We start from the raw sequence: 19695 nt of genomic DNA, 5'->3' as shown, positions 1-19695 counted from the left end.
CGGCCAACCGGGTGCAAGGCTTACTCTCCTACTTTCTGTGCCGCTTCGGGGACTGACGGTGGGGTCAACCCTACCCATGACCCGGGGGCTCCCTTGGTGGTCACACCCCGTATCCGTCGGCAAGGCTCTGAGCATGACTTTGAGCAGGTGGCTGACCGCGGCGACCACCGCCGCATTGCTGGGGGTAACCGCCATGCCCGCTTCGGCCTTAGGTAACGATCGGGTCGAAACCGAGATCCGGCAACTCGTCCGCGCCGGTTTCCCGGCCGCCGTGGCCGTCGTCCGGGAGGATGCAAGCGTCCGGCACTACGCGGCCGGGGTGGCTTCCCTCGGCGGGCGACCGGCCCGCGTCACCGACCGCTTCCGCATCGCGAGCAACACCAAGGCCTTCGTCTCGACGGTGGTCATGCAGCTCGTCTCCTCGGGCAGGCTGTCACTGGACGCCGATGTCGAGTCGCTGCTGCCCGGCGTCGTCCGCGGCCCGGGTTACCGGCCGTCCGAGATCACCGTCCGCCAGCTGCTGACGCACACGAGCGGCATCCATGACCCGCGCAACCCGGCGTTCTTCGACGTCTACCTGAAGCCGGGCGGCGACCGGGGCTACGTCTACACGGTCGACGAAGTGATCCGGCAGTCGCTGCTCGACCCGCCGCATGTGGAGTACTCGAACACCGGCTACCTGCTGCTGGGCCGGATCATCGAACGCGTCACCGGCCACGACGTCCGCTCCGAGATCCGCGACCGGCTCCTGCGCCCGCTCGGTCTGCGCCAGACGTCGTTTCCCCTCACGGATCCGTACCTGCACGGGCCGCATCTGCACGGCTACGACATGGCGGGCAACGACATGACCACGTTCAGCCCGTCCTACGACTGGACGGCGGGCGCGATGGTGTCCACAGTGGACGACGTCGCCACGTTCCAGCGCACGCTCTCCCCGGACCTGCCCGGCGTCGAAACCCTGCCGCTCCCCTGCCCAGGCGGCACCCGAACGGTCTGGGGTCACACCGGCGCGGGCCCCGGCTACTTCAGCTTCTCGCTCCACAGCCCCGACAACCGCCGCCAGATCACCCTGGCGCTGACCACCTACGACCTCGCCGCCGACCTCCGAGGCGACTGGGACCACGTAGCCCCCACCCGCCCAGCCGCCGCCCTGGCAGCCGCCCTCTGCCCCTGACCTGGGGGAAAAAAATCCCAATGTGGCATTGGTCAGTTTTCAGGCCGCCAATGTGGCTTTCGTCAGCTCAAACCTGACGAAAGCCACATTGGGATTTTTTTCCCGGGGTTACTTGAGGAGGCGGGACATGCGGCGGTCGGCCAGGGGTTTGCCGCCGGTCTGGCAGGTCGGGCAGTACTGGAAGGACTTGTCGGCGAAGGAGATCTCGCGGACCGTGTCGCCGCAGACCGGGCAGGGGAGGCCGGTGCGGGCGTGGACGCGGAGACCGGAGCGTTTCTCGCCCTTGAGGCGGGCGGCGGACTGGCCGACCGAGCGGGCGACCGCGCCGGTCAGTATCTCGTGGATCGCGTCGGCGAGGCGGTCGAGCGCCTCGTCGGGGAGCTTGCCCGGCGTCGCGTAGGGAGACAGCTTGGCCATGTGCATGATCTCGTCGGAGTAGGCGTTGCCGATGCCGGCGATCACGCGCTGGTCGGTCAGCGCGGTCTTCAGCCGCTCGGTGCGCCCCGAGAACAGCTCGCCGAGTTTTGCCCGGTCGAGTGACAGCGCGTCCGGGCCGAGCCGCTCGATGCTCGGCACTTCCGACGGGTCGCGGACGATCCAGACCGCCAAGCCCTTCTTGGTTCCGGCCTCGGTGAGATCGAAACCCGGGCCGCCCAGGTGCACCCGCAACGAGATCGGGCCCTTGCCCGGTTTCAGCGGCGCCGGCGCCAGCGAATCCGACCAGCGCAGCCAGCCCGCGCGGGCCAGGTGCGTGATCAGGTGCAGGTCGCCCAGGACGAGGTCGAGATGTTTGCCGTGCCGCGTCGCGTCGGTGACTTCGCGGCCGTGCAGGTCCATCGTGGACGGGTCGAACGTCTTCAGAACGCTCAGCGAGGCCACGTCGATCCGGCTCACGGACCTGCCGACGGCGTGTTCACGCAGGTGGTGGGCGAGTGCTTCGACTTCCGGCAGCTCCGGCATACGCCCAGTCTCGTTCGCTACTCGACCGGATGCAACGGCCCGTCGAAGTCGGGCAAGGAGTGCTTGCGGATGGTCTTCGCGATCTTGGTGACCTCGCCGCGCACGGTGAACATGCCGCGGATGGTGCCGACCCAGCGCTCGGACGGGTGATCGCCCGCCATGTCGCCTTCGGTCTCGGCGACCACGGTCCATGGCCTGCGCAGGATCCAGCGCAGCGGGAAGAACAGGATCACCAGCACCAGCGTCAGGATCACCCAAGCGGGGATCTTGACCCCGACCGGCGTCCACACCACCAGCACCACGGCCAGCAGCACGGTCACGAAGATCATCGCGACACCCGGGCCATAGCTACCCGCGACGTCGTGTTCGAAATCGTCCGCGGTGGCCGGTGGCCGCCACTCGAGCTGGGCCCTGACCACCCAGTCCCGGCCGTCTTCGCCCTGAACCAGCCGGTTCATCCACGTCCTCCCGCACAACGCTCGCTCCGGGTGAGCACGCTCAACCGTACCGTGATCATGACCGGGAGCGCGACTGCCAGATGCACGCAAATCCCCAGTACGAGCTACTCGGACGGCTGATCTGCGGCGGGCGTCTCGTCCTCGGCCGTCGTCGCGTCGTCGCCGATCACCCGCGAAGAGCTCCAGGTGCTCGGCAGCGAAGACGCGGACCAGGACTTGCCATAGGACTTCGTCGTGGTGGTCGGAGTGGACGTGGTCGTCGGCGAGACGGCCGTCTTGTCGCTCGGGGTCGTGGTCGTGTCCGAGCGCATCGGCGAGGTGTCCGACGCCGTGGTGCCGCCCGCGACCGGCGCGTGCGTGCCGGTGTCGGACCTCGGGTCGGTCACGGTGCCGCTCGGCGGCGCGGACGCCTGGCCGGCGGGAATCTGGACGCCCGGCTGACCGCCTGCCGGGATTTCGGGCATGTCGGCAGGCACGTCTCCGCCGAGCCTCGGTTCGACGGGTTCACCCGCGACCGCGTTCGGCCCGTGCACGGTCAGGTGATCGCTGATCGGCTCGACCTTGGGCGTGTCCGGCACCTCGACGGCCGGTTTGACCACACCCAGCTCCGGCCCGCCGCCGCCACGGCCTTCCAGCCCGATGGCCTGGGTCTGGTCCGAATCGAACATGGCGGGCCCGACGGCGATACCGAACGCGCCTGCCGCCGCGGTGGACGCGAGCGCCATGCCGACCTTGACCTTGGAGCCGATCAGCAGGCTCTTGACCGCGGCCAGCGCGCCGCCGCCCGCCTTGCCGACGGTGAACGCCGACGCGGGCACCAGCAGCAGCACCGCGCCCGCGTTCGCACGCAGCGAGGAGCAGACGTCGCGCAGCTCGTCATGGGTGTTCCGGCACGACGAACAGCCGACCAGGTGCGCCCTGATCCGCTGGGCTTCGGCGCCGGTGACACTGCCGGCGGTGAACCCGCCGAGCTTCTCGACCACCGCGCGGCAGCCGTCGGAGCTGCGGCCGACCGAGAGGTGCGCCTGCAGGTACGCGGCGCGAAGTCCTTGCCTGGCGCGCCTGGCGAGCGCGGCGGTCGCGTTGGCGCTGAGCCCGAAGTGCGGCGCGACCATCGCGGGCTGCTCGCCCTCGACCTCGGTCTGCCACAGCACGGTCCGCCAGCGCTCCGGCAGGCTCGTGAAGGCACGGGTGATCAGCGAGTGCTCGGCCGTGCGCGCGTTGGTGTCCGCGCCGGCTCCGGCGCGGAAGGTCAGCTCGTCGTCGCTGACGGGGACGTCGCGGCGCGCGCCGTGCCATTCCCAGGAGACGCGACGGGCGACCGTCAGCAGGTAGGCGCGGATGTAGTCGCGTGGACCGGCGCCTCTGCGCAGCGCCTGGAGCACACGGAAGAAGGTCTCCGCGGTGATGTCCTCGGCCTCGGACTGGTCCGAGGCGAGGCTGCGGGCAAGACGTCTGACCGCGGCGGCGTGCAGCTCGAACAGCTCCCCGAAGGCAGCGTCCTCACCGTCACGGAGCCGCTGCAGGAGTGCCTGCTCGTCGGATCCCGAGGCCGCCATCTGCGGCACAGTGCCCTGCTCGGTCATCCGGCCAGGCACCTCCTCCCCGAAGGACAAACCATTCGGTCGAATGGGGACACCATACGGAGCGAACCCGCAATCGTCACCTCTTGTACGCCAGGTGTAACACCACAGAGCGTTTCCGGGGGTGGGTAAAAGCGGCAACGGCCTCCGGTATAGAGTAGCTCCCGCACCGCCCACACGGGGTGCATGCGGATGTAGCGCAGCTGGTAGCGCATCACCTTGCCAAGGTGAGGGTCGCGGGTTCGAATCCCGTCATCCGCTCTCTCCTCTTCCACTGGCCATCGTACGGCCATTTGGAGCAATGTCTAGACCACATCGGTCACAGCTCCGCACGTGTTGTTCAGCCGTCAAGATCGCTGACGGTCACCGTTGACCTGGTACCCACCACCCAGACGCACGTATGCCTAGGCCGTTGGCGTGGACTGTCCGGTTCGGCAGGATTAGTCGTTCAAAGTTCGCTGTTCGTTACCTGGCAACCGGCGCCCGCTCGCCGAACAGTGGCAGGCATGACCGAACTGACTCGTCGACGCCTGCTCGGTATCGCCGCCGGAGCTGCCGCCACCGCGGCCGCGGCCACCCTCCTCCCACCCAACGTCCAGCGCGCGCTCGCCGAAGGCCCGCCGCGCCATGGCTCCTTGCGCGACATCGAGCACGTCGTGCTGTTGATGCAAGAGAACCGATCATTCGACCATTACTTCGGGACGCTTTCCGGGGTTCGCGGCTTCGCCGATCCCAACGCCGCGAAACTCCCCAACGGCCGCTCGGTCTTCTACCAGCCGGACGCGCAGAACCCGGCGGGCTACGCGCTGCCGTTCCACCTCGACACCCACGCCACCAACGCGCAGAAGATCCCGTCGACCTCGCACGCCTGGCAGGTCCAGCACGACGCCTGGAACGGCGGCAAGATGGACAACTGGCTGCCGGCCCACCGCAAGGCCGACGGCAAGAACGGCCCGTACGTGATGGGCTACCACAAGCGCGCCGACCTGCCGTTCCAGTTCGCGCTGGCGGAGGCGTTCACCATCTGCGACGCCTACCACTGCTCGGTCTTCGGCCCGACCTGGCCGAACCGCATGATGTGGATGACCGGCACCATCGACCCGGACGGCGAGCACGGCGGGCCGATCCTCGACAACAAGGCGCCGGCCGGCGGCTACACGTGGAAGACCTACGCCGAGCGGCTGCAGGAGGCAGGCGTCAGCTGGAAGGTCTACGAGCAGGCCGACACCTACGGCTGCAACATGCTGGAGCAGTTCGCGAGCTTCCGCCAGGCGCCGGCGGATTCGCCGCTCGCGGTCAACGGACTCACGCACCGGCCGGAAGGCCAGTTCGAGTACGACGCGCGCAACGGCAAGCTGCCGACGGTCTCCTGGATCATCTGCACCTCGACCGCTTCGGAGCACCCGAACTACACGCCCGCCGAGGGCGCCGCGTTCGTGGCCAGCAAGATCGACGCGATCGCCGCCAACCCCGACCTGTGGGCGAAGACCGCGTTCATCCTCAACTACGACGAGAACGACGGCCTGTTCGACCACGTCATCCCGCCGACGCCGCCGGCGGGCACACCGGGCGAGTTCGTCACCAAGACCTCGCCGGGTGGCACCAAGGGCAACGGCCTGCCGGTCGGCGCCGGGTACCGCGTGCCCGCGATCATCGTCTCGCCGTGGACCGCGGGCGGCTGGGTCTGCTCGCAGAACTTCGACCACACCTCGGTGCTGCAGTTCCTGGAGAAGGTCACCGGCGTCGCCGAGCCGAACATCAGCGCGTGGCGCCGCCGGACGTTCGGCGACCTGACGTCGGCGTTCCGCTTCGACGACCACCAGGCGAAGCCGCCGACGCTGCCCGACACGAGTGGTCCGCTCACGCTGTCCAAGTACGAGGCGGCGAACCTGCCAGCGCCGGTCTTCCCCGGCGCGGACCAGCAGCCGCCGTGGCAGGAGCCGGGACGGCGGCCGCACGTGCCGAAGCGCTAGACGGTTTCCTTGAACGGGTCGTGCTCAGCGAGCAGCTTGTCGAGTCTGGCCTGATCGATGCGCTTGGTGACGGAGGTGTCCTCCTGGCGATCCCTGATCACCTTCGCCAGCGTGAACGCCGACGTCACCAGGTACAGCATGCCGACCGCGAGGAAGGCACGCACCCAGCCGCTGACCGGCAGGTAGACGATGCCGCCGGTCACCGCGGTCAGCGCGAGGCCGAACGAAAGGCCAGCCTGCGCGTAGAACGCGGTCGTCGTGGGGGAACTCGGGGACACGGTTTTGGTCATGTCCCCGAATTTCGGCCACGGCGGCCGCGCTGTCTTGAGTACGGCTACTCAAAAGCCGGTCACGAGTCGAATTCGGGATACCCGTCGATGACCGTCGGCGCGACCGGCGAGAGGTGCTTGTCGGCGACCTCGGTGACCTGCCCGCGCGCCATGCGGTGCACGCGGAAGTCGTTGTCGTGGTCCTCGTCCTGGTCGTCCCAGACGTGCAGCAGCCCATAGGAACCCGGCGCCAGCTCGCCGACGCGGGTGTACAGCTCGAGCAGATCGGGCCCGAACGTCGCGCCGTGCTTGGCCAGCCCGCCGAGGTGCAGCTGCGGGACCCCGTTGATCCACTGCAGATCGACGACGTCCAGTTCACCGAAGTCGCGGACCGCACGGTGCACGCGCTCGACGATGCGCTCGAGCAGCGAGGGGTCGTCGTCGCCGGACGAGGTCGCCTGCAGTGTCACCCAGCCGTGGTATTCGTACACGTCAAGAGCCTAGGCGTGCGGTCGATCCACTATCGAGAGCGGTCCCGTCGCGGCGGAGTTCCTTGGCGAACTTCTCCTTGCCGTGCCGCTCGAACGCGGTCGTCAAATCCTTGCCGTAGACGCACAACGAGCGCTCCCACGGATGCCCGAGCGTGCCGAAGCGGTAGTCCGACGCGAGGAACAGGTGGTAGTCGCCCTGCGGGAACACCGAGACCGGCCACGGCTGGCCCTCGCCCATCCGGTGCGGATAGAACTTGTACGACTGGTGCTGCCAGTGCAGCACCCACACCCACTCGTCGAGCTTCACGCAGTCGCGCAGCGCGTGCAGCGCGATCCGGTTGACCTCGTCGGCCTCGATCGAGTTCGGCCCGAGGCGGAACTCCGCCGACCCGCGGTCGGCGTCACTCGCCGAAAGGTCCCACGTGACCGAAGGTGATGGCTCGGCGAAACCCGGCCAGGCGTGCGGAAAAGTACTCGGCCAGAAGCGGAGTTTGTCGTACACCCAGTACCACGCGGGTTCGTCGACGACCCTCGATACTTGTTCCCAGGCTGGATTCACGAGCGACCTCTGATACTCGGCCGGATAGACGGGTGAGAGCTTCGCGGAACACGAAACGGCCCGTTTACGCGTCTGCGTACAGTCACTGTAAAGGCTGCGAAACTGATCTTTGTGGTCGGTGCCACCGTCACACTCGGTTACCCGGCTGAGACGGCGCGCAATTCCGAAAGTGGCTGGTCCAGCTGGGGGTCGTAGCCCTCCAGGCCGGTTTCGCGCTCGACGATGTCGGCCAGCGCGTAGACGTCGACCTTCGTCTTGGTCGCGGCGGAACCCTGGTGCCAGTGGGGAACGGTGATGGTCACGTCGCCATCGGAGAAGCTCAGCTGGATGCCGGTCGGCTCGTGGGTGAGCTCGCGGGAATCGCCCCCGTCGACGTGCTCGAGCGTGCCCAGCAGCGTGGTCGCCTCCGCGAAGATGCGGTCCCACTGCCCGGCACATTTCGCCGAGAGCGGACCGGAGGAAGCGTTCTCCGCCATCTCCTCGAAGGCCTCGTCCCAGGACTGGCCCGGCTCTCTGCGAACGAAGTTCAGCTCATAACTCATCCCGCACACGTTAGCGACGCGCGCAAGTACCCGTATGGACCTACACGGAAATGAGCACGTATCCGAGTGTCGTCTCCTGAGCTTTCCCTTCGCAGCCCGCGCTCAGCGAGTCGAAATGGTCGTTGCCCGCGTTACACCGGTAGAGCGGCTGCGCGGTGCCCGTCGCGGGAGGCGCGGTGAAGATGAAGCCGAGCTGCCCGAGCGTCTCCTGGCCAGCACAGCCACCGACCGCGGTGAACCAGTCGTCGTCGTTACTCGCCTTGCAGGCGAAGAGTTTCGCGGTGCCGGGCTCGGCCTTGGCGACCACGGCGCCGAGCGAACCGTCCGCGGCGAACCCCTTCGGCGCCTGCACCTTGCGACTGGCCGTCGAGTGCCCGCGCTCGGCGCGATACCGCGTCAATGGCACCAGCTTCCGCTCCGGCTGCGCGGCGCTGGACGCCGACGGACTGGGCGCCTCTGGCGGATTCTCCCCGGCTGGCCCGGCCGCGCCCGATGGCGGCGCACTGTCCTCAGTGGACTTAGCGGCTTCCGTCGATGACGCGTCGGCTTTCACCTTGCTGGGCACGGTGGTCTGCGTGACCGTGGCTTCCGTGTTCGGCTCCGGCGCCGCGACGGCTTGCTTTTCGTTGTCAGGCCTGAGGAAATAGATCGCGGCCAGCGCGGCGACCACCGCGACGCCGATACCGGCGAGCGCGAAACGCCGCCGTGGCTTGGGTTCCACGGGCTTGACCGGTTCGATGTAGACGGTCGGCGGCTCGACCGGAACCTCGGCCTTCCCGGTGAGCAGTGCCCGCACCCGCCGCGCGTCGACACGTTCCTCCGGCGCCTGCGCGAGCAGGCCGCGAATGACGGCCGCGAGCGCACCGGTCGTGTGCTCCAGCACCGGCGTCTCGTACATGATCGCGTGCAAGACGGCAGCGGTCGTCTCGCGTTCGAACGGCGCGCGCCCTTCCGCGGCGTGATAGAGCGTGGCCCCGAGCGACCAGAGATCCGAGGCGGGCGTCGGCCTGGCGCCCGCGAACAATTCGGGCGCCATGTACCCGGGCGAGCCCATCACGCCACCGGACTGCGTCAGCCCCGGATCGTCCATCGCACGCGCGATCCCGAAATCGGCGAGCTTCACCCGGTCACCCGGCAGCACCATGATGTTGCTCGGCTTGACGTCCCGATGCACGATGCCTGCCGCGTGCGCCGTCTCGAGCGCGCCGAGGATCCTGAGCCCGAGCTCGCTCACCCGGCTGCCCGGCAGCGCGCCACTCCGTTCGAGCAGGTCATCGAGGGTGGGCGCGCTGACCAGCTCCATCACGATGTAGGTCGCCTTGGGCTCGGCGACCACGTCGTACACGGTCACGACGGCGGGATCGTTCAGCCGCCCGGCCGTGCGTGCCTCGCGCATCACCCGCTCGATCTGCGCAGGCGTCGTGCCGGGCGGTGTCTGCAGCTCTTTGAGCGCGACCTGCCGCCCCAGCACCCGGTCCTCGGCCCGCCAGACGACACCCATGCCGCCACGGCCGAGCTCGCCGAGCACCGCGTACCTACCCGCGACGAGTCTCATGCCAGCCCCTTTCGAGGCAGTAAGGCTAAGCAGCCGAAATCCGCGGCGATTCAGCGACCCGAGCGCATTTCCGGCGGTGCTCACTGGACTCGAACCCGCTGGTCAACGGGCTGATACGCGCCGGTAGGACGAATTCGATCAGTCGATATCGGACGGTCGATCACGGCTTTCTCGATCGCAGGCCCACACGATCGAGTGATCCTCAGTCAATACCCGTATCCATTTCGTAAAACGCTCAGCCGGACAGCCGCGCGAGCACTTCGCGGGCGGTCAGCGCGAAGCCGGTCATGCCCGGGCCAGACCAATTGAGTCCGACGAGGAACCCGTCCTTCTCAATCCCGGCGAGTTCACGCTCGACCCAATGCGCCAACGGAAGTGACGCGGGTTTGAGCCCACCACCCCAGACCTTCGCGGCCCGTGCCGCTCGCGCCTGGGTGGACCAATACGGCAGCACCCGAGCACCACTTTCGTCCGTCGGCGACGGCGAACCCTGGTCGTCACGGACCTGCCACACGACGCCGGTCCGTGCGATGTCTCGGAAGAACGCGTCGGCGTGCGCCGCACTTTGACTCACGACGTCGACGGTACCGACGCGAGGGAGCCCTCGCCGAAACGAGGGCTCCCAGCGGTTTTGTCAGCAGCAGGCGCCCGGCGAGCAGTCGCCTTCACGCCCGGCGAGCATCGGGCAGGCCCAGCCGAAGTCAGGGTCCGGCGCGAGCGGCAGGCGTTGCCGCGCGGGCTTTCCGGGCTTCGCCTTGCCAGGCGTCGAGACGAGCTGGACGTTGGTGCCGCTGTCCTGCGCGTCATAAGCGCCCTTAGTGAGCGAAACGATCTCCACGCCGCGCTGGAGGTCGGCGATGAACACGTTGTTCTTGTGCCAGTAGGGCGCCCACGAGATCGCGGCTTCCGGTCGCCAGTAAGCGATCTGGATCGGCTTGGCCGGGTTCGAAATGTCGAGGAACCGGGTGCCCTGCTCGTACCAGGAATAGGCGACGATCCGCTTCTGCACGTCGAAGTAGTGCGCGGAGCAGGTGACGTCGCCGGGAATGGTGCCTTCCTGGTCGTCAGGGCTCCACACGCCGACGGTCTTCATCTCGGCGGGCTTGGTGCCCCAGCCTTCGCCGTGCTCGGTGCCCTTGAGCGACGAGATCACGAACCGGCCCTGGTCCTTGCACGTCGACGAGCCGAACGCCTCTTCGGTGTGCAGCAGCAGGCTGCCGGGTGGGTTGGCCGCCGACGGCTTCGGCCCGTCGGCCAGCGTCCGGCCGACCGGGCGGAACGAGTTGTGCGTGAACGAGGTCGGCATGTCGATCTTCGGCACGGCGCCACCCGCGTACGGGACCGGGTCGGCCGCGGTCGCCCAGCGCACCTTTCCGGTCAGCGGATCCTTGTGCCAGCCATCGGTCCAGTAGCCACGGGTGCCGTCGTCGCCGGCGACCCAGGCGATGCCCAGAGCGTCGACCTGCACGTCATGCGTGATCTTGCCCTGCCCCGGCGTGCCGCGGACGTCGACGGAGACCGGCAGTTCCTTGGGGTTGCGCGGATCGCGGATGTCCGTGACGAAGATCCGCCCGGTCTTCGCGTCCGACCGGTCCAGCCCGGCCGTCCACAGGTACTGGCAGTCGTTGATGCACGTGGTCGTGTGCCCGGTGTTCTGCCGATGGAAGCCCAGCAGCTCCAGGTTCGCCGGGTCCGCGGCCGAGACCAGGTAGTTCCCGGTCGGCCGGTCACCCGGCAGCTTCCGCCCGAACGAGTTGACCTCGCGGGCGAGGAAGACCAGCTTGCGCTTCGGGTCGACGTTGACGTCCTCGTTCTCCCAGAACCGCTGGCTCGGGTCGTCACCCGGCAGCGCCATCTCCTGCTTGGTCAGGTGATCGAGGAACTTCGGATGCTCGACGTCGGTCACGTCGAAGGTCTTCAAACCGAACTCGCCGCTCACGAAGGCGACGTCCTTGCGCCCGTACTCGGCGAACGCGATCGAGATCGCCCGCTCGGTGCCGGGCAGGGTGTTGCGCAGCTTCACGTTCTTGTCGGCCGCGGAAAGAGCGGGCTGCTCAGTGCTCTGGGCTGCGGTGGCGGTGCCTTGGACGGTGAGAACCATCAACAGGCCTGCTGTCAACGTAGCGAGAACTCTCATAAGCAGAGCGTGTCAGCGGCGGTGATCACCCGACTACGTACGAAGGTCGGTTGAACTGTCCGATTCCAGCCATGCTACCCACCGTTCGCGGCGATCACCCTTCGTTATCACTTACAGGGTGGTCAGTTAGACTTGCGGAGACTTCTGAAAAAGTTCAGAATTGAGAGGTGACTACCGAAGTGCAGTGGAGTGAGCTCCAGCGCGACCCGAAGAGTGTCGCCGCGCTTGCCGACAGCGGCGACGTGCGGGTTCGGCGTCGTGATGGTGCCGCGCTGCTGCTCACCCGCGAGGACCGCGCGAGTTCGGCGGCCGAGGGCGCTGTTTCAGCCGCGCGGGCACTCCGGAACGTGCTTGCCCACCTGCCAGCGGATATCGCGGCGAAGGCCCTGCTCGACGAGTTTCCCTGGGTGGACGTCCTTCCCGAAGAGGAACGCGCACAGTTCGTGTCCGACTTCGCCAGGGCCTTTCAGGCATCCGCGGAGTTGGGCCAGTGGTCCGTACTGGAGCAGACGGTCAGGGAATGGCGCAGTACCGCGGCGATCCACGCCGACCCGAAGCTCGCGCGACGGCTTTCCGAACCGCTTGGTGACGATCTCGGACCGGTCGCGCCTCCGGTGGACGGGTGACGGATGCCCGCGAAACGCGGAGATCGCGTCACATCCAAAGGCGACGGACTGATCGCGAGTCACGCCACCGATGATCGCGGCGACAACCGCACGATCAACTCGGCCCCCAGTGCGCTGGCAAGCCGTTCAAGGACTGGGATCGTCGGCACCGTGCCGCCCGCTTCGAACCGGGCGATAGCGGGCTGGGTCATCCGCGCGGCCTCCGCGAGCTGCGCCTGGGTCCAACCGCGGTGGTCGCGCAGTTCTCGGACCGTCTTGCCCAGCTCGAAGGCAAGCCGAGTCGCCTCGTAGGCCTCGGCCGCTCCGGGTTCGGCCCATCCGCTCGTCCCGAAGCTGGCTCCAGCCAGCACGCTCAGGCATTTTCTTCCCTCCGTCGTACCTACGCTTCGCGCAGGGTTCATCACCCACCGTCAATACGCGAGTTGTCGACCGGGCGAAAGCCGCCCTTGTCACGTTCGTGCGGAGTGGGCGGCCGGGTGGGCGGGGCGGGAAAAGGACCGTGTCGCCGGGGGCTGGGGCACGACATACTGCTGGCGCACGCCGCGGAACCGAGCGCGTCGCGTGCGGGAAGCGCCGTGTAACACTGTGGCCCCACGAGGGCAGGGGGTTGGTCCATGAGCTGGCAGGAAGAGCTGCGACGGCTGGATGCCGAACTGGCCGCCGGCAAGCTCAGTCACGATCAGCACCGGAAGCTTCGTGATGAGCTGCTCGCGGGTGCTTCGGGTGGGGGTTCACCTTCGCCGGTCGCCTCGCCGTTGCGGCGGCCTGCCGGTGAGCGGCAGCAGCAGGGATGGCAGAGCGCGAATCCGGGGCATGCTGCTCCGCGGGCTGAACCGCCGAAGCCGTTGCACGAGGCGTTGACCAATGGGCGGCGGACGACCGCGCCCAGTCCGGCCGATCAGCGGCCGACCGAGACGATCGCGTATCCGAACCCGTTCGACCAGCCGACCATCGTGCATGCGGCCGTGCAGCCGATTCCGCCGATCGCGGCGCCTCGGCACGCGGCGCCGCCTCCGCCGCCCATCGAGGACGGATTCCGGCCCGCGCCGCTCAAGAACAGGCGTAAGCCGGTTTGGGCTTTTCTGGCGGTCGGGGTGCTGCTGGTGCTCGCCTTGATCGTGGGCGGGGTGTGGTGGTTCGACAGCGGCAAGACCGAGGACACCGCCGCGCCGCCCGTGCCCAGCCCGGTTCCGGCGGTGCCGACCAGCAGTGCGCCGAGCAACAGCGTCAAGGAGCCGACGCTCGAGGACAAGCTGCCCGTGCTGCCCGGCACGCCCGACAAGGACAACTCGATCATGTCCGTCGCGAAGGGCGCCGAGCTGGGGCATTACTCGAAGGAAGCCGCCGAGTTCTTCGGTACCAAAGGCGTGACCGAGGTGGTCTTCCGCGGCTCGGCCGATGGCTCGAACGGGTACTTGATCCTGGTCATTCCGGCGAAGAACCCGGCCGACGCCGCCGCGATCCTCAAGTACCTGCGTGACAACTCGCTCGGCAGCGGGCTCAAGGAGCAGAAGGTGGGCGCCTTGTCCGCGCTGACCGGGAAGAACGCCAACGGGCAGATGAGCGGGACCGGGTACGTCTCCGGGGATCTCGCGGTGACCGCGTGGGTCTCGCAGGCACTCGACGGGAACCCCGCCGCGCTCAACCAGCGGCTGGCCAAGACGGTGGCGGAGATCCAGAAAACACTGCCGGGGAAGTAGCAGGTCACGATTGGACCCGCGCCTGCGCGCCACGGCGTGGACGTGCACAATGCTCACGTCACCGTACTAAGTGGTATCACGACGGCCGGGAGTGCGCCGTCTGGGCACTAAAAGATAAGGGGGCTTGCCTTGTCCTGGCAGGAGGAACTGCGCAATCTGGACGAGGAGCTCGCATCGGGCCGCCTCTCCGCCGACGACTACCGCGTCCGCCGTGACCAGGTGCTGTCGTCAGCCGTCGCGTACGGCGACTCCGGTCAGCAGCAGGCGCCGCAGCAGCCCCAGCAACAGCAGTACCAGCAGCCGGCGCAGCAGCAGTATCAGCAGCCGCAGCCCCCGCAAGGGCAGCAGAACCCGCCGCAGCCTTCGGCCGACTCGACGCAGATCATCGCGCCGGTCAGCCCGCCGCAGGGCAACCCCAACGCGGAGTCGACGCAGATCGTGTCGAGCGCGGATGTCGCGCCGGAGCGCACGCAGGTCGTGAACTCCTGGCAGCAGCAACCGCAGCACGCCGACCCGAACCGCACCCAGGTCGTGCCCAACTCGCCTGCCGGTGGCTTCCCGCAGCCGCACTCCCCCGCAGGCGGATTCCAGCAGCCGCAGTACCAGCAGCAGCCTGCCTGGAACGCGCCTGACCAGGACGTCACGCCGCCGTGGGGTGGCTCCGACTTCCCGCCGATCGCACCGGCGGGCAGTTCCGAATGGGTGAAACAGGGTCCCGAGGTCTTCGAGGACCGCACCGGCCGTGGCAAGGGCGGCAAGATCGCCGTGATGGTCGTGGTCGCGCTGCTCGTGCTCGCGGGTCTCGGCGTCGGCGGTTACTTCCTGTTCAAGCCGTCGGGCGAGACCCCCGAGGCCGAGAAGACCAACGCGCCTGCCCCGACTTCGCAGGCGGCGCCCCCGCCCAAGCAGAAGTCGCCGATGGAGCTTCTGCTCGACAAGATCCCGAACCCGAGCGGCGAGCCGGACCCGAAGAACAACGTGCTCGGCGTCGGCCAGCTCGTCGGCACGAGCGTGCTGGAGCAGGGCGAGGTCGACCTGCTGACCGCGGCGAACGTCAAAGAGGTCGCCTGGAAGGGCTCACAGAAGCAGCCGGACGAGTTCGGCCCGCAGCCCGCGAAGATCTCGGTCATGGTCATCCCGGTCGGCAGCCCCACTGCCGCGGCGGAGCTTCTCAAGCAGCTGCGCGCTTATCAGGCCGCGAACGGGTTCACGCTGATCTCTGAGCCGCTGCCGGAGATGCCGGAGTCGGTCGCGCTGCACAAGAAGACCGGCGACACCTCCGGCATCTACCGCGGCACCTGGGTCTCGGGCGACAACGTCATCCGGGTCAGCATCGACCAGCAGTTCCCCACCGACAAGATCGAGGACGAGAAGGCGCTGAGCGGCAGCTACCAGCGCGCGGTCAAGAAGACGCTCACGCCGTTCCCCGCTTCCTGAAAACGCACTCGACCAGCACGTGGACCTGACAAGCTAGGAAGATGATGACCCTCTACACCGCCGCCATCCTGGCGCCGGACCGGCCGGTCGGCCATCTCTTCGAGCTACGCGGCTGGACGAGTGGGGTCAGCAGGGTCGACGACGTCACCGTCAAGTTCGGCGAGGTCGAGGCGAACCTGCACCCCGAGCCGTGCCCCGGCGCGCCCGCCGGCGCGCTCGGATTCCGCGCGGTGCCGAGCAGCTGGGTGCCGTCCGGCGCGCAGAAGGTGGTCGTCGAGGGCCCGAACGGCGAGACGCTGACCGAAAGCCCGTTCTTCGTCGGCGTACTGCCCGGTGAAGAGCCGCTGTGGCTCGGTGAGCTGGAAGCGCCGAAGACGACGAAGGTGTCCGAGGGCCGGGTCGTCTACGTGACCGGCTGGGCGCTGCTCGACGGCCGCGCGCCGAGCCTGATCGAGGTCATGGTCGAGGGCGGCCGGACCATTCGCGCGCGCACGCGGCTGCCGCGTGAGGACGTCGCCAAGGAGTTCCCCGCCTTCGACGACGCCGGGGTCAGCGGATTCGAGGCCTGGGTGCCGATCGACATCGAGCCGGGTGAGGAGCGGAACCTCTCGATCCGCGTCCGCTACCGGACCGATGGCGTCGGCGAGCACGTCTCGGCCAAGCGGCCGTTCCTGCTGCGCAACCCCGAGGCCGACCTCGACGACGCGGAGCTCGCCGACGAGCTGGCGGGCGACACGGCCAAGGCGATGGCGCGTGTGCACGTCCAGACCGACCCGAAGCATCTGCTGGTCTTCACGCACAGCCTCGGCGTCGGCGGCGGTCAGCTGTGGCTGCAGGAACTACTGACGCGCATGGTCAAGGAGCACGACTGGCAGATCAGCCTGGTCAGCGAGACCGATGGCCCGCTGCGCGCGGACTGCGCCGAGCTGGGCATCCCCGTGCACGTGACCACGCATTACCGCTATCAGACCGTGCCGGGCTATGAAGGCCACGTCGCCGAGATGGCCCGGTTCGCGAAGTGCTCCGGCGCCGGGGTCGCGCTGGTCAACACGCTCGGCGGGTTCGTCGGCGCGGACGCGGCCAAGCGCGCCGGCCTGCCGACCGCGTGGGTCATCCACGAGAGCTTCGAGCTGCCGACGTTCGCGTACCAGAACTGGGGACCGGCGAAGCCGCCGAACGCGGTCTGGCAGCGCTGGGTCAGCGCGCTCGGCGAAGCGGACAAGCTGATCTTCGTCGCGGACGCCACGCGCGAGATGTTCCTGCCGTACAGCAAGCCGGAGCGGTGCCAGACCGTCCGCTACGGCACGCCGATGCACAAGTTCAAGGGCCGCACCCGCGGTGAGACGCGGCGTCAGGCCCGGCAGACGCTCGGCTTCTCGCCGGACGACTTCGTCATGATCAACCTGGGCATCGTCGAGTCCCGCAAGGGCAACGGCCCGCTGATCAGCGCCATGCAGCGGATCCACCGGATCCACCCGAACGCCAAGCTCAACATCGTCGGGCACCACCCGTCGCCCTACGGCCTCGCGCTCGAGGACACCGTCGAGCGCGCCGGGCTGGAAGACGTGGTCAAGCTGATCCCGGTGACGCCGGAGCCGCTGCGCTGGATTCAGGCCGCCGACCTGTTCGTGAACAGCTCGGACATCGAGTCGCTGCCGCGGTCGATCCTCGAAGCCGTCTGCTGTGGGGTGCCGGTCGCCGCGACCGACGTGTTCGGCGCGCGCGAGATGATTACCGACGGCGAGACCGGCTGGCTCTTCGAGACCAACGACGTCGACGCGATGGCGGCGGCGCTGCTCCGCGCGCTGGACGCGACGCCCGCGCGCAGGCGCGAGATGGCGAAGGCCGCGTACGAGAAGCTCGAACCCTGGCTCGACCCATCCGGTTACGCCCGCGACTTTTCCCACATCCTGACCGAACTCGCCAGGGGTCACCATGTCTGAGCACGAAGAGATCACCAAGCTGCGCGCCGAGCACAAGGAGATCTCCGACCGCGCCGAGGCGCTGGCAGCCGACCTGGCCGTGCTGCGCCAGGAGCGTGCTTCGCTGCGCGCCGAGCTGGCCGCGACCCGCGAAGAGCGCGACAAGATGCGCCTCGCGCTGCTAGACGCCGAGCTCGTGCTGTCCGCTGGCGGCGCCGAGGCGGCGGGCTTCGACGTCACCGGTGACCAGACGCCCGAGCGCCAGCGCCTGTTCGAGGCCGAGCGCCGCGCCGCCGAAATGGCCCGTGAGCTGGACGCCACGCACCGCACGGTCAGCTGGCGCGTCACCGCGCCGCTGCGCGCGGTCCGCAAGAAGATGGACCGGCCGTGAGCGCTGATCTCTGCTTCGTCTCCGCCGAGGGTGGCTCGGCGTTCATGGAAGAGCTGCTCGAGGTCGTCGCCGACGCGGTGCGGTCGGCGGGCGGCCGCGCCCGGTCGGTCGTCGGCCGGTTTCCCGAAGCCGAGCCCGACACGGTCTACGTCGTCGTCCCCCATGAGTACTTCGTGGTCGCGCCCGACGCGGACTTCCCCAGCGCCGAGCAGTGCCGCCGCACGATCGGTTTCTGCGTCGAACACCCCGGCACGGACACCTTCGAGCGCAACGCCGCGCTGGTGCAGGGCCTGGGTGGGGCCGTCGACATCAACCACGACTCGACGGCCGAGCTGAACCGCCGCGGCATCAAGGTCGAGCACTTCCAGCTGGGCTACAGCCCGCTGTGGGACCTCTGGGGCGGCGACCCCGACAGCACGCGCGACATCGACGTCACCTACCTCGCCACGGCCGAGCGACGCCGCTCCAAGCTGCTCGCCTCGTACGCGCGTGACCTCGCGGGCCTGCGCACCCGGCTGCTGACGCCGCCGCACGAGATGATGGCGACCGCGCGCGTCGACTTCCTGCCTGGCAAGGCGAAGCTCGAGCACCTCGCCGCCTCGCGGTTCATCCTCAATCTGCACCGCGAGCAGAAGCAGACCCTCGAATGGGTGCGCACGCTCGAAGCGATGTCCAACGGCTGTGTCGTCATCACCGAGACCTCGATCGACGTCGAGCCGATGATCCCCGGTGAGCACCTGGTGATCGCCAGGCCGGACTCGCTCGGCGCGGTCGCCGCGGCGATGGCCGCCGAGCCCGAACGCGAGCGGCACCTGCGGATGGCCGCGTACGAGTTCGTGAAGACGCTCGACATGGCCGGTTCGGCCCGGATGCTGATCGAGCTGGCGTCTTCGCTGGTCAACGGCACCGCCCCGGCGGTCAGCGTGGACGCGGCGCGGGCGCACGCGAACAGCCTTCGCTCGCCGGAGAACGCCATGGCGATCGACACCCCGTCCTGGGACGCGCGCTTCGCGGGCGACCGGTCGATGGGCGCGCCGGTCACCGCGCGGGCGACTGCGCAGGCCGGTCAGCTCGCGCAGCGTGCGGCGGCCGCGCGGCGGCTCGCCGAGCGGCGCTGGGTGCCCGCTTCGGGTTCGCACCTGTTCGCGGACTCAGCGCACGCCGATGTCGACGTGCTGATCGTGCGCCGTCCCGGCGAAGTCGACCCGGATGACCTGGTCACGGACCTGCTGACCGGCACCATGCTGCCGAAGCGGGTGCTCGTTGGCGAGGACGGCGTCTCGCCTTGGCCCGCACCGCGGCCGTATGACCTGCTGCTCAACGAGCGGCCACTGGGCCGTGGTTTCACGCGAAACATTCTGTTGGAGCGCTCGTCCGCGTCGATGCTGCTCGTGCTCGACGGCGGCATGCGCGCGTCCAGGCACCTGCTGGAGCGGTTCGTGGCGGCGGCCGACGGGGTCGACGTCGTGCACGCGCCGGTCGGCGATCCGGTCGACGGCCTGGTCGGCGCGCTGCCGCCCGAGGAGCGGCGGCTGCGGACGCTCCCGTACCTCGGCAGCGGCTATCTGGTGCGACGATCGCTGGTCGACACGCTGGGCGGCTGGACCGAGGAGCCGATGCTCGAAGGCCTCGAAGATCACCTCTTCTGGCTGCAGGTGGCCCGCGGCGAACACCGATCCGCGCTGGTCCAGCAGCTTTTGCTGCGACGTCTGCGCCCCGATCCCGACCCGCGTCCGCTCGATCTGGACCCCCGGCGAGCCTGGGCCGCCGTTAGTCCGAAGGGGTGACATAGGTCTCGGACCGCGACCACGTCCCACAGTCAGGCGTCCTTGAGGCAGAGCATCTGCTGACATGACTGAGGAGTCGCGATGACATTCGAGATCGTCGTGGTCGCCGTGCTCGCCGTTGTCTTCGTCGT

At 68.7% G+C, this 19695-nt stretch carries 19 protein-coding genes and 1 tRNA gene; 9 read left to right on the top strand and 11 right to left on the bottom strand.

Going from position 1 to position 19695, the window contains the following annotated elements:
- Window positions 1-133 precede the first annotated feature (133 nt).
- On the top strand, window positions 134-1174 hold the full coding sequence (locus BLV57_RS13525) for a serine hydrolase domain-containing protein (protein WP_091288971.1): 1041 nt from the start codon (window positions 134-136) through the stop codon (window positions 1172-1174).
- 108 nt (window positions 1175-1282) lie between these two features.
- On the opposite strand, the gene BLV57_RS13520 is transcribed toward BLV57_RS13525, so the two are convergent.
- The 3 genes from BLV57_RS13520 to BLV57_RS13510 form a co-directional block, all read right to left on the bottom strand.
- A complete protein-coding gene (locus BLV57_RS13520) occupies window positions 1283-2134 on the bottom strand; it encodes an Fpg/Nei family DNA glycosylase (RefSeq protein ID WP_091288970.1) in 852 nt (283 codons plus the stop codon).
- A gap of 17 nt (window positions 2135-2151) precedes the next feature.
- Window positions 2152-2592, bottom strand: a complete 441-nt coding sequence (locus BLV57_RS13515; protein ID WP_091288969.1) for a DUF983 domain-containing protein — start codon at window positions 2590-2592, stop codon at window positions 2152-2154.
- Window positions 2593-2696: 104 nt separating this feature from the next.
- A complete protein-coding gene (locus BLV57_RS13510) occupies window positions 2697-4178 on the bottom strand; it encodes a sigma-70 family RNA polymerase sigma factor (RefSeq protein WP_091288968.1) in 1482 nt (493 codons plus the stop codon).
- A gap of 185 nt (window positions 4179-4363) precedes the next feature.
- On the opposite strand from BLV57_RS13510, the gene BLV57_RS13505 reads away from it, so the two are divergent.
- Window positions 4364-4436 (top strand) — tRNA-Gly (locus tag BLV57_RS13505).
- A gap of 245 nt (window positions 4437-4681) precedes the next feature.
- Window positions 4682-6148: a phosphocholine-specific phospholipase C gene (locus BLV57_RS13500; protein ID WP_091288967.1), complete on the top strand. Its 1467-nt coding sequence runs from the start codon at window positions 4682-4684 to the stop codon at window positions 6146-6148.
- Here BLV57_RS13500 and BLV57_RS13495 read toward each other — a convergent pair.
- The 7 genes from BLV57_RS13495 to BLV57_RS13465 form a co-directional block, all read right to left on the bottom strand.
- Entirely contained in the window at window positions 6145-6438 is a 294-nt protein-coding gene (locus tag BLV57_RS13495; RefSeq protein WP_091288966.1) for a YiaA/YiaB family inner membrane protein, read from the bottom strand. The two genes, BLV57_RS13500 and BLV57_RS13495, sit on opposite strands and share 4 nt — an antisense overlap.
- Before the next feature lie 59 nt (window positions 6439-6497).
- A complete protein-coding gene (locus tag BLV57_RS13490; RefSeq protein WP_091288965.1) occupies window positions 6498-6908 on the bottom strand; it encodes an Imm7 family immunity protein in 411 nt (136 codons plus the stop codon).
- 1 nt (window position 6909) lies between these two features.
- Window positions 6910-7467, bottom strand: coding sequence for a DUF2716 domain-containing protein (locus BLV57_RS13485; RefSeq protein ID WP_091288964.1), 558 nt, complete (start codon window positions 7465-7467; stop codon window positions 6910-6912).
- A gap of 137 nt (window positions 7468-7604) precedes the next feature.
- A complete protein-coding gene (locus BLV57_RS13480; RefSeq protein ID WP_091288963.1) occupies window positions 7605-8009 on the bottom strand; it encodes a hypothetical protein in 405 nt (134 codons plus the stop codon).
- 40 nt (window positions 8010-8049) lie between these two features.
- Window positions 8050-9564, bottom strand: coding sequence for a serine/threonine-protein kinase (locus tag BLV57_RS13475; RefSeq protein WP_091288962.1), 1515 nt, complete (start codon window positions 9562-9564; stop codon window positions 8050-8052).
- A gap of 235 nt (window positions 9565-9799) precedes the next feature.
- Window positions 9800-10138, bottom strand: a complete 339-nt coding sequence (locus BLV57_RS13470) for a DUF2750 domain-containing protein (protein WP_091288961.1) — start codon at window positions 10136-10138, stop codon at window positions 9800-9802.
- Window positions 10139-10198: 60 nt separating this feature from the next.
- A complete protein-coding gene (locus tag BLV57_RS13465; protein WP_143047050.1) occupies window positions 10199-11701 on the bottom strand; it encodes an LVIVD repeat-containing protein in 1503 nt (500 codons plus the stop codon).
- 167 nt (window positions 11702-11868) lie between these two features.
- Here BLV57_RS13465 and BLV57_RS13460 point away from each other — a divergent pair, with 167 nt between their 5' ends.
- Window positions 11869-12327 (top strand): DUF6247 family protein, encoded by a 459-nt coding sequence (locus BLV57_RS13460; protein WP_143047049.1) that lies wholly within the window; start codon window positions 11869-11871, stop codon window positions 12325-12327.
- 59 nt (window positions 12328-12386) lie between these two features.
- On the opposite strand, the gene BLV57_RS13455 is transcribed toward BLV57_RS13460, so the two are convergent.
- A complete protein-coding gene (locus tag BLV57_RS13455) occupies window positions 12387-12677 on the bottom strand; it encodes a helix-turn-helix domain-containing protein (protein WP_245757295.1) in 291 nt (96 codons plus the stop codon).
- Window positions 12678-12941: 264 nt separating this feature from the next.
- On the opposite strand from BLV57_RS13455, the gene BLV57_RS13450 reads away from it, so the two are divergent.
- The 5 genes from BLV57_RS13450 to BLV57_RS13430 all read left to right on the top strand — a co-directional run bounded on the left by BLV57_RS13450 (window position 12942) and on the right by BLV57_RS13430 (window position 19564).
- Entirely contained in the window at window positions 12942-14027 is a 1086-nt protein-coding gene (locus BLV57_RS13450) for a hypothetical protein (protein WP_091288957.1), read from the top strand.
- Between the two features lie 129 nt (window positions 14028-14156).
- On the top strand, window positions 14157-15464 hold the full coding sequence (locus BLV57_RS13445; RefSeq protein WP_091288956.1) for a flagellar basal body-associated protein FliL: 1308 nt from the start codon (window positions 14157-14159) through the stop codon (window positions 15462-15464).
- 41 nt (window positions 15465-15505) lie between these two features.
- Complete coding sequence (locus tag BLV57_RS13440) at window positions 15506-17407, top strand: glycosyltransferase family 4 protein (protein ID WP_091288955.1); 1902 nt, start codon at window positions 15506-15508, stop codon at window positions 17405-17407.
- Entirely contained in the window at window positions 17400-17777 is a 378-nt protein-coding gene (locus BLV57_RS13435; RefSeq protein WP_091288954.1) for a hypothetical protein, read from the top strand. Before BLV57_RS13440 ends, BLV57_RS13435 begins: the two co-directional genes overlap by 8 nt.
- Window positions 17774-19564, top strand: a complete 1791-nt coding sequence (locus BLV57_RS13430; protein WP_245757294.1) for a glycosyltransferase family protein — start codon at window positions 17774-17776, stop codon at window positions 19562-19564. Before BLV57_RS13435 ends, BLV57_RS13430 begins: the two co-directional genes overlap by 4 nt.
- The last annotated feature ends 131 nt before the right edge of the window (window positions 19565-19695 follow it).

Source organism: Amycolatopsis xylanica, assembly GCF_900107045.1.
GTDB lineage: Bacteria > Actinomycetota > Actinomycetes > Mycobacteriales > Pseudonocardiaceae > Amycolatopsis > Amycolatopsis xylanica.
The sequence above is the reverse complement of the archived record's forward strand: the minus strand, read 5'-3'. Positions and strand labels throughout refer to the sequence as shown.

What these genes read in the sequence shown, in the direction of transcription:
- BLV57_RS13525 (WP_091288971.1), top strand. Translation starts at nt 134, where the DNA reads ATGACTTTGAGCAGGTGGCTGACCGCGGCGACCACCGCCGCATTGCTG.
- BLV57_RS13520 (WP_091288970.1), bottom strand. Translation starts at nt 2,134, where the DNA reads ATGCCGGAGCTGCCGGAAGTCGAAGCACTCGCCCACCACCTGCGTGAA.
- BLV57_RS13515 (WP_091288969.1), bottom strand. Translation starts at nt 2,592, where the DNA reads ATGAACCGGCTGGTTCAGGGCGAAGACGGCCGGGACTGGGTGGTCAGG.
- BLV57_RS13510 (WP_091288968.1), bottom strand. Translation starts at nt 4,178, where the DNA reads ATGACCGAGCAGGGCACTGTGCCGCAGATGGCGGCCTCGGGATCCGAC.
- BLV57_RS13500 (WP_091288967.1), top strand. Translation starts at nt 4,682, where the DNA reads ATGACCGAACTGACTCGTCGACGCCTGCTCGGTATCGCCGCCGGAGCT.
- BLV57_RS13495 (WP_091288966.1), bottom strand. Translation starts at nt 6,438, where the DNA reads ATGACCAAAACCGTGTCCCCGAGTTCCCCCACGACGACCGCGTTCTAC.
- BLV57_RS13480 (WP_091288963.1), bottom strand. Translation starts at nt 8,009, where the DNA reads ATGAGTTATGAGCTGAACTTCGTTCGCAGAGAGCCGGGCCAGTCCTGG.
- BLV57_RS13475 (WP_091288962.1), bottom strand. Translation starts at nt 9,564, where the DNA reads ATGAGACTCGTCGCGGGTAGGTACGCGGTGCTCGGCGAGCTCGGCCGT.
- BLV57_RS13465 (WP_143047050.1), bottom strand. Translation starts at nt 11,701, where the DNA reads ATGAGAGTTCTCGCTACGTTGACAGCAGGCCTGTTGATGGTTCTCACC.
- BLV57_RS13450 (WP_091288957.1), top strand. Translation starts at nt 12,942, where the DNA reads ATGAGCTGGCAGGAAGAGCTGCGACGGCTGGATGCCGAACTGGCCGCC.
- BLV57_RS13440 (WP_091288955.1), top strand. Translation starts at nt 15,506, where the DNA reads ATGATGACCCTCTACACCGCCGCCATCCTGGCGCCGGACCGGCCGGTC.
- BLV57_RS13435 (WP_091288954.1), top strand. Translation starts at nt 17,400, where the DNA reads ATGTCTGAGCACGAAGAGATCACCAAGCTGCGCGCCGAGCACAAGGAG.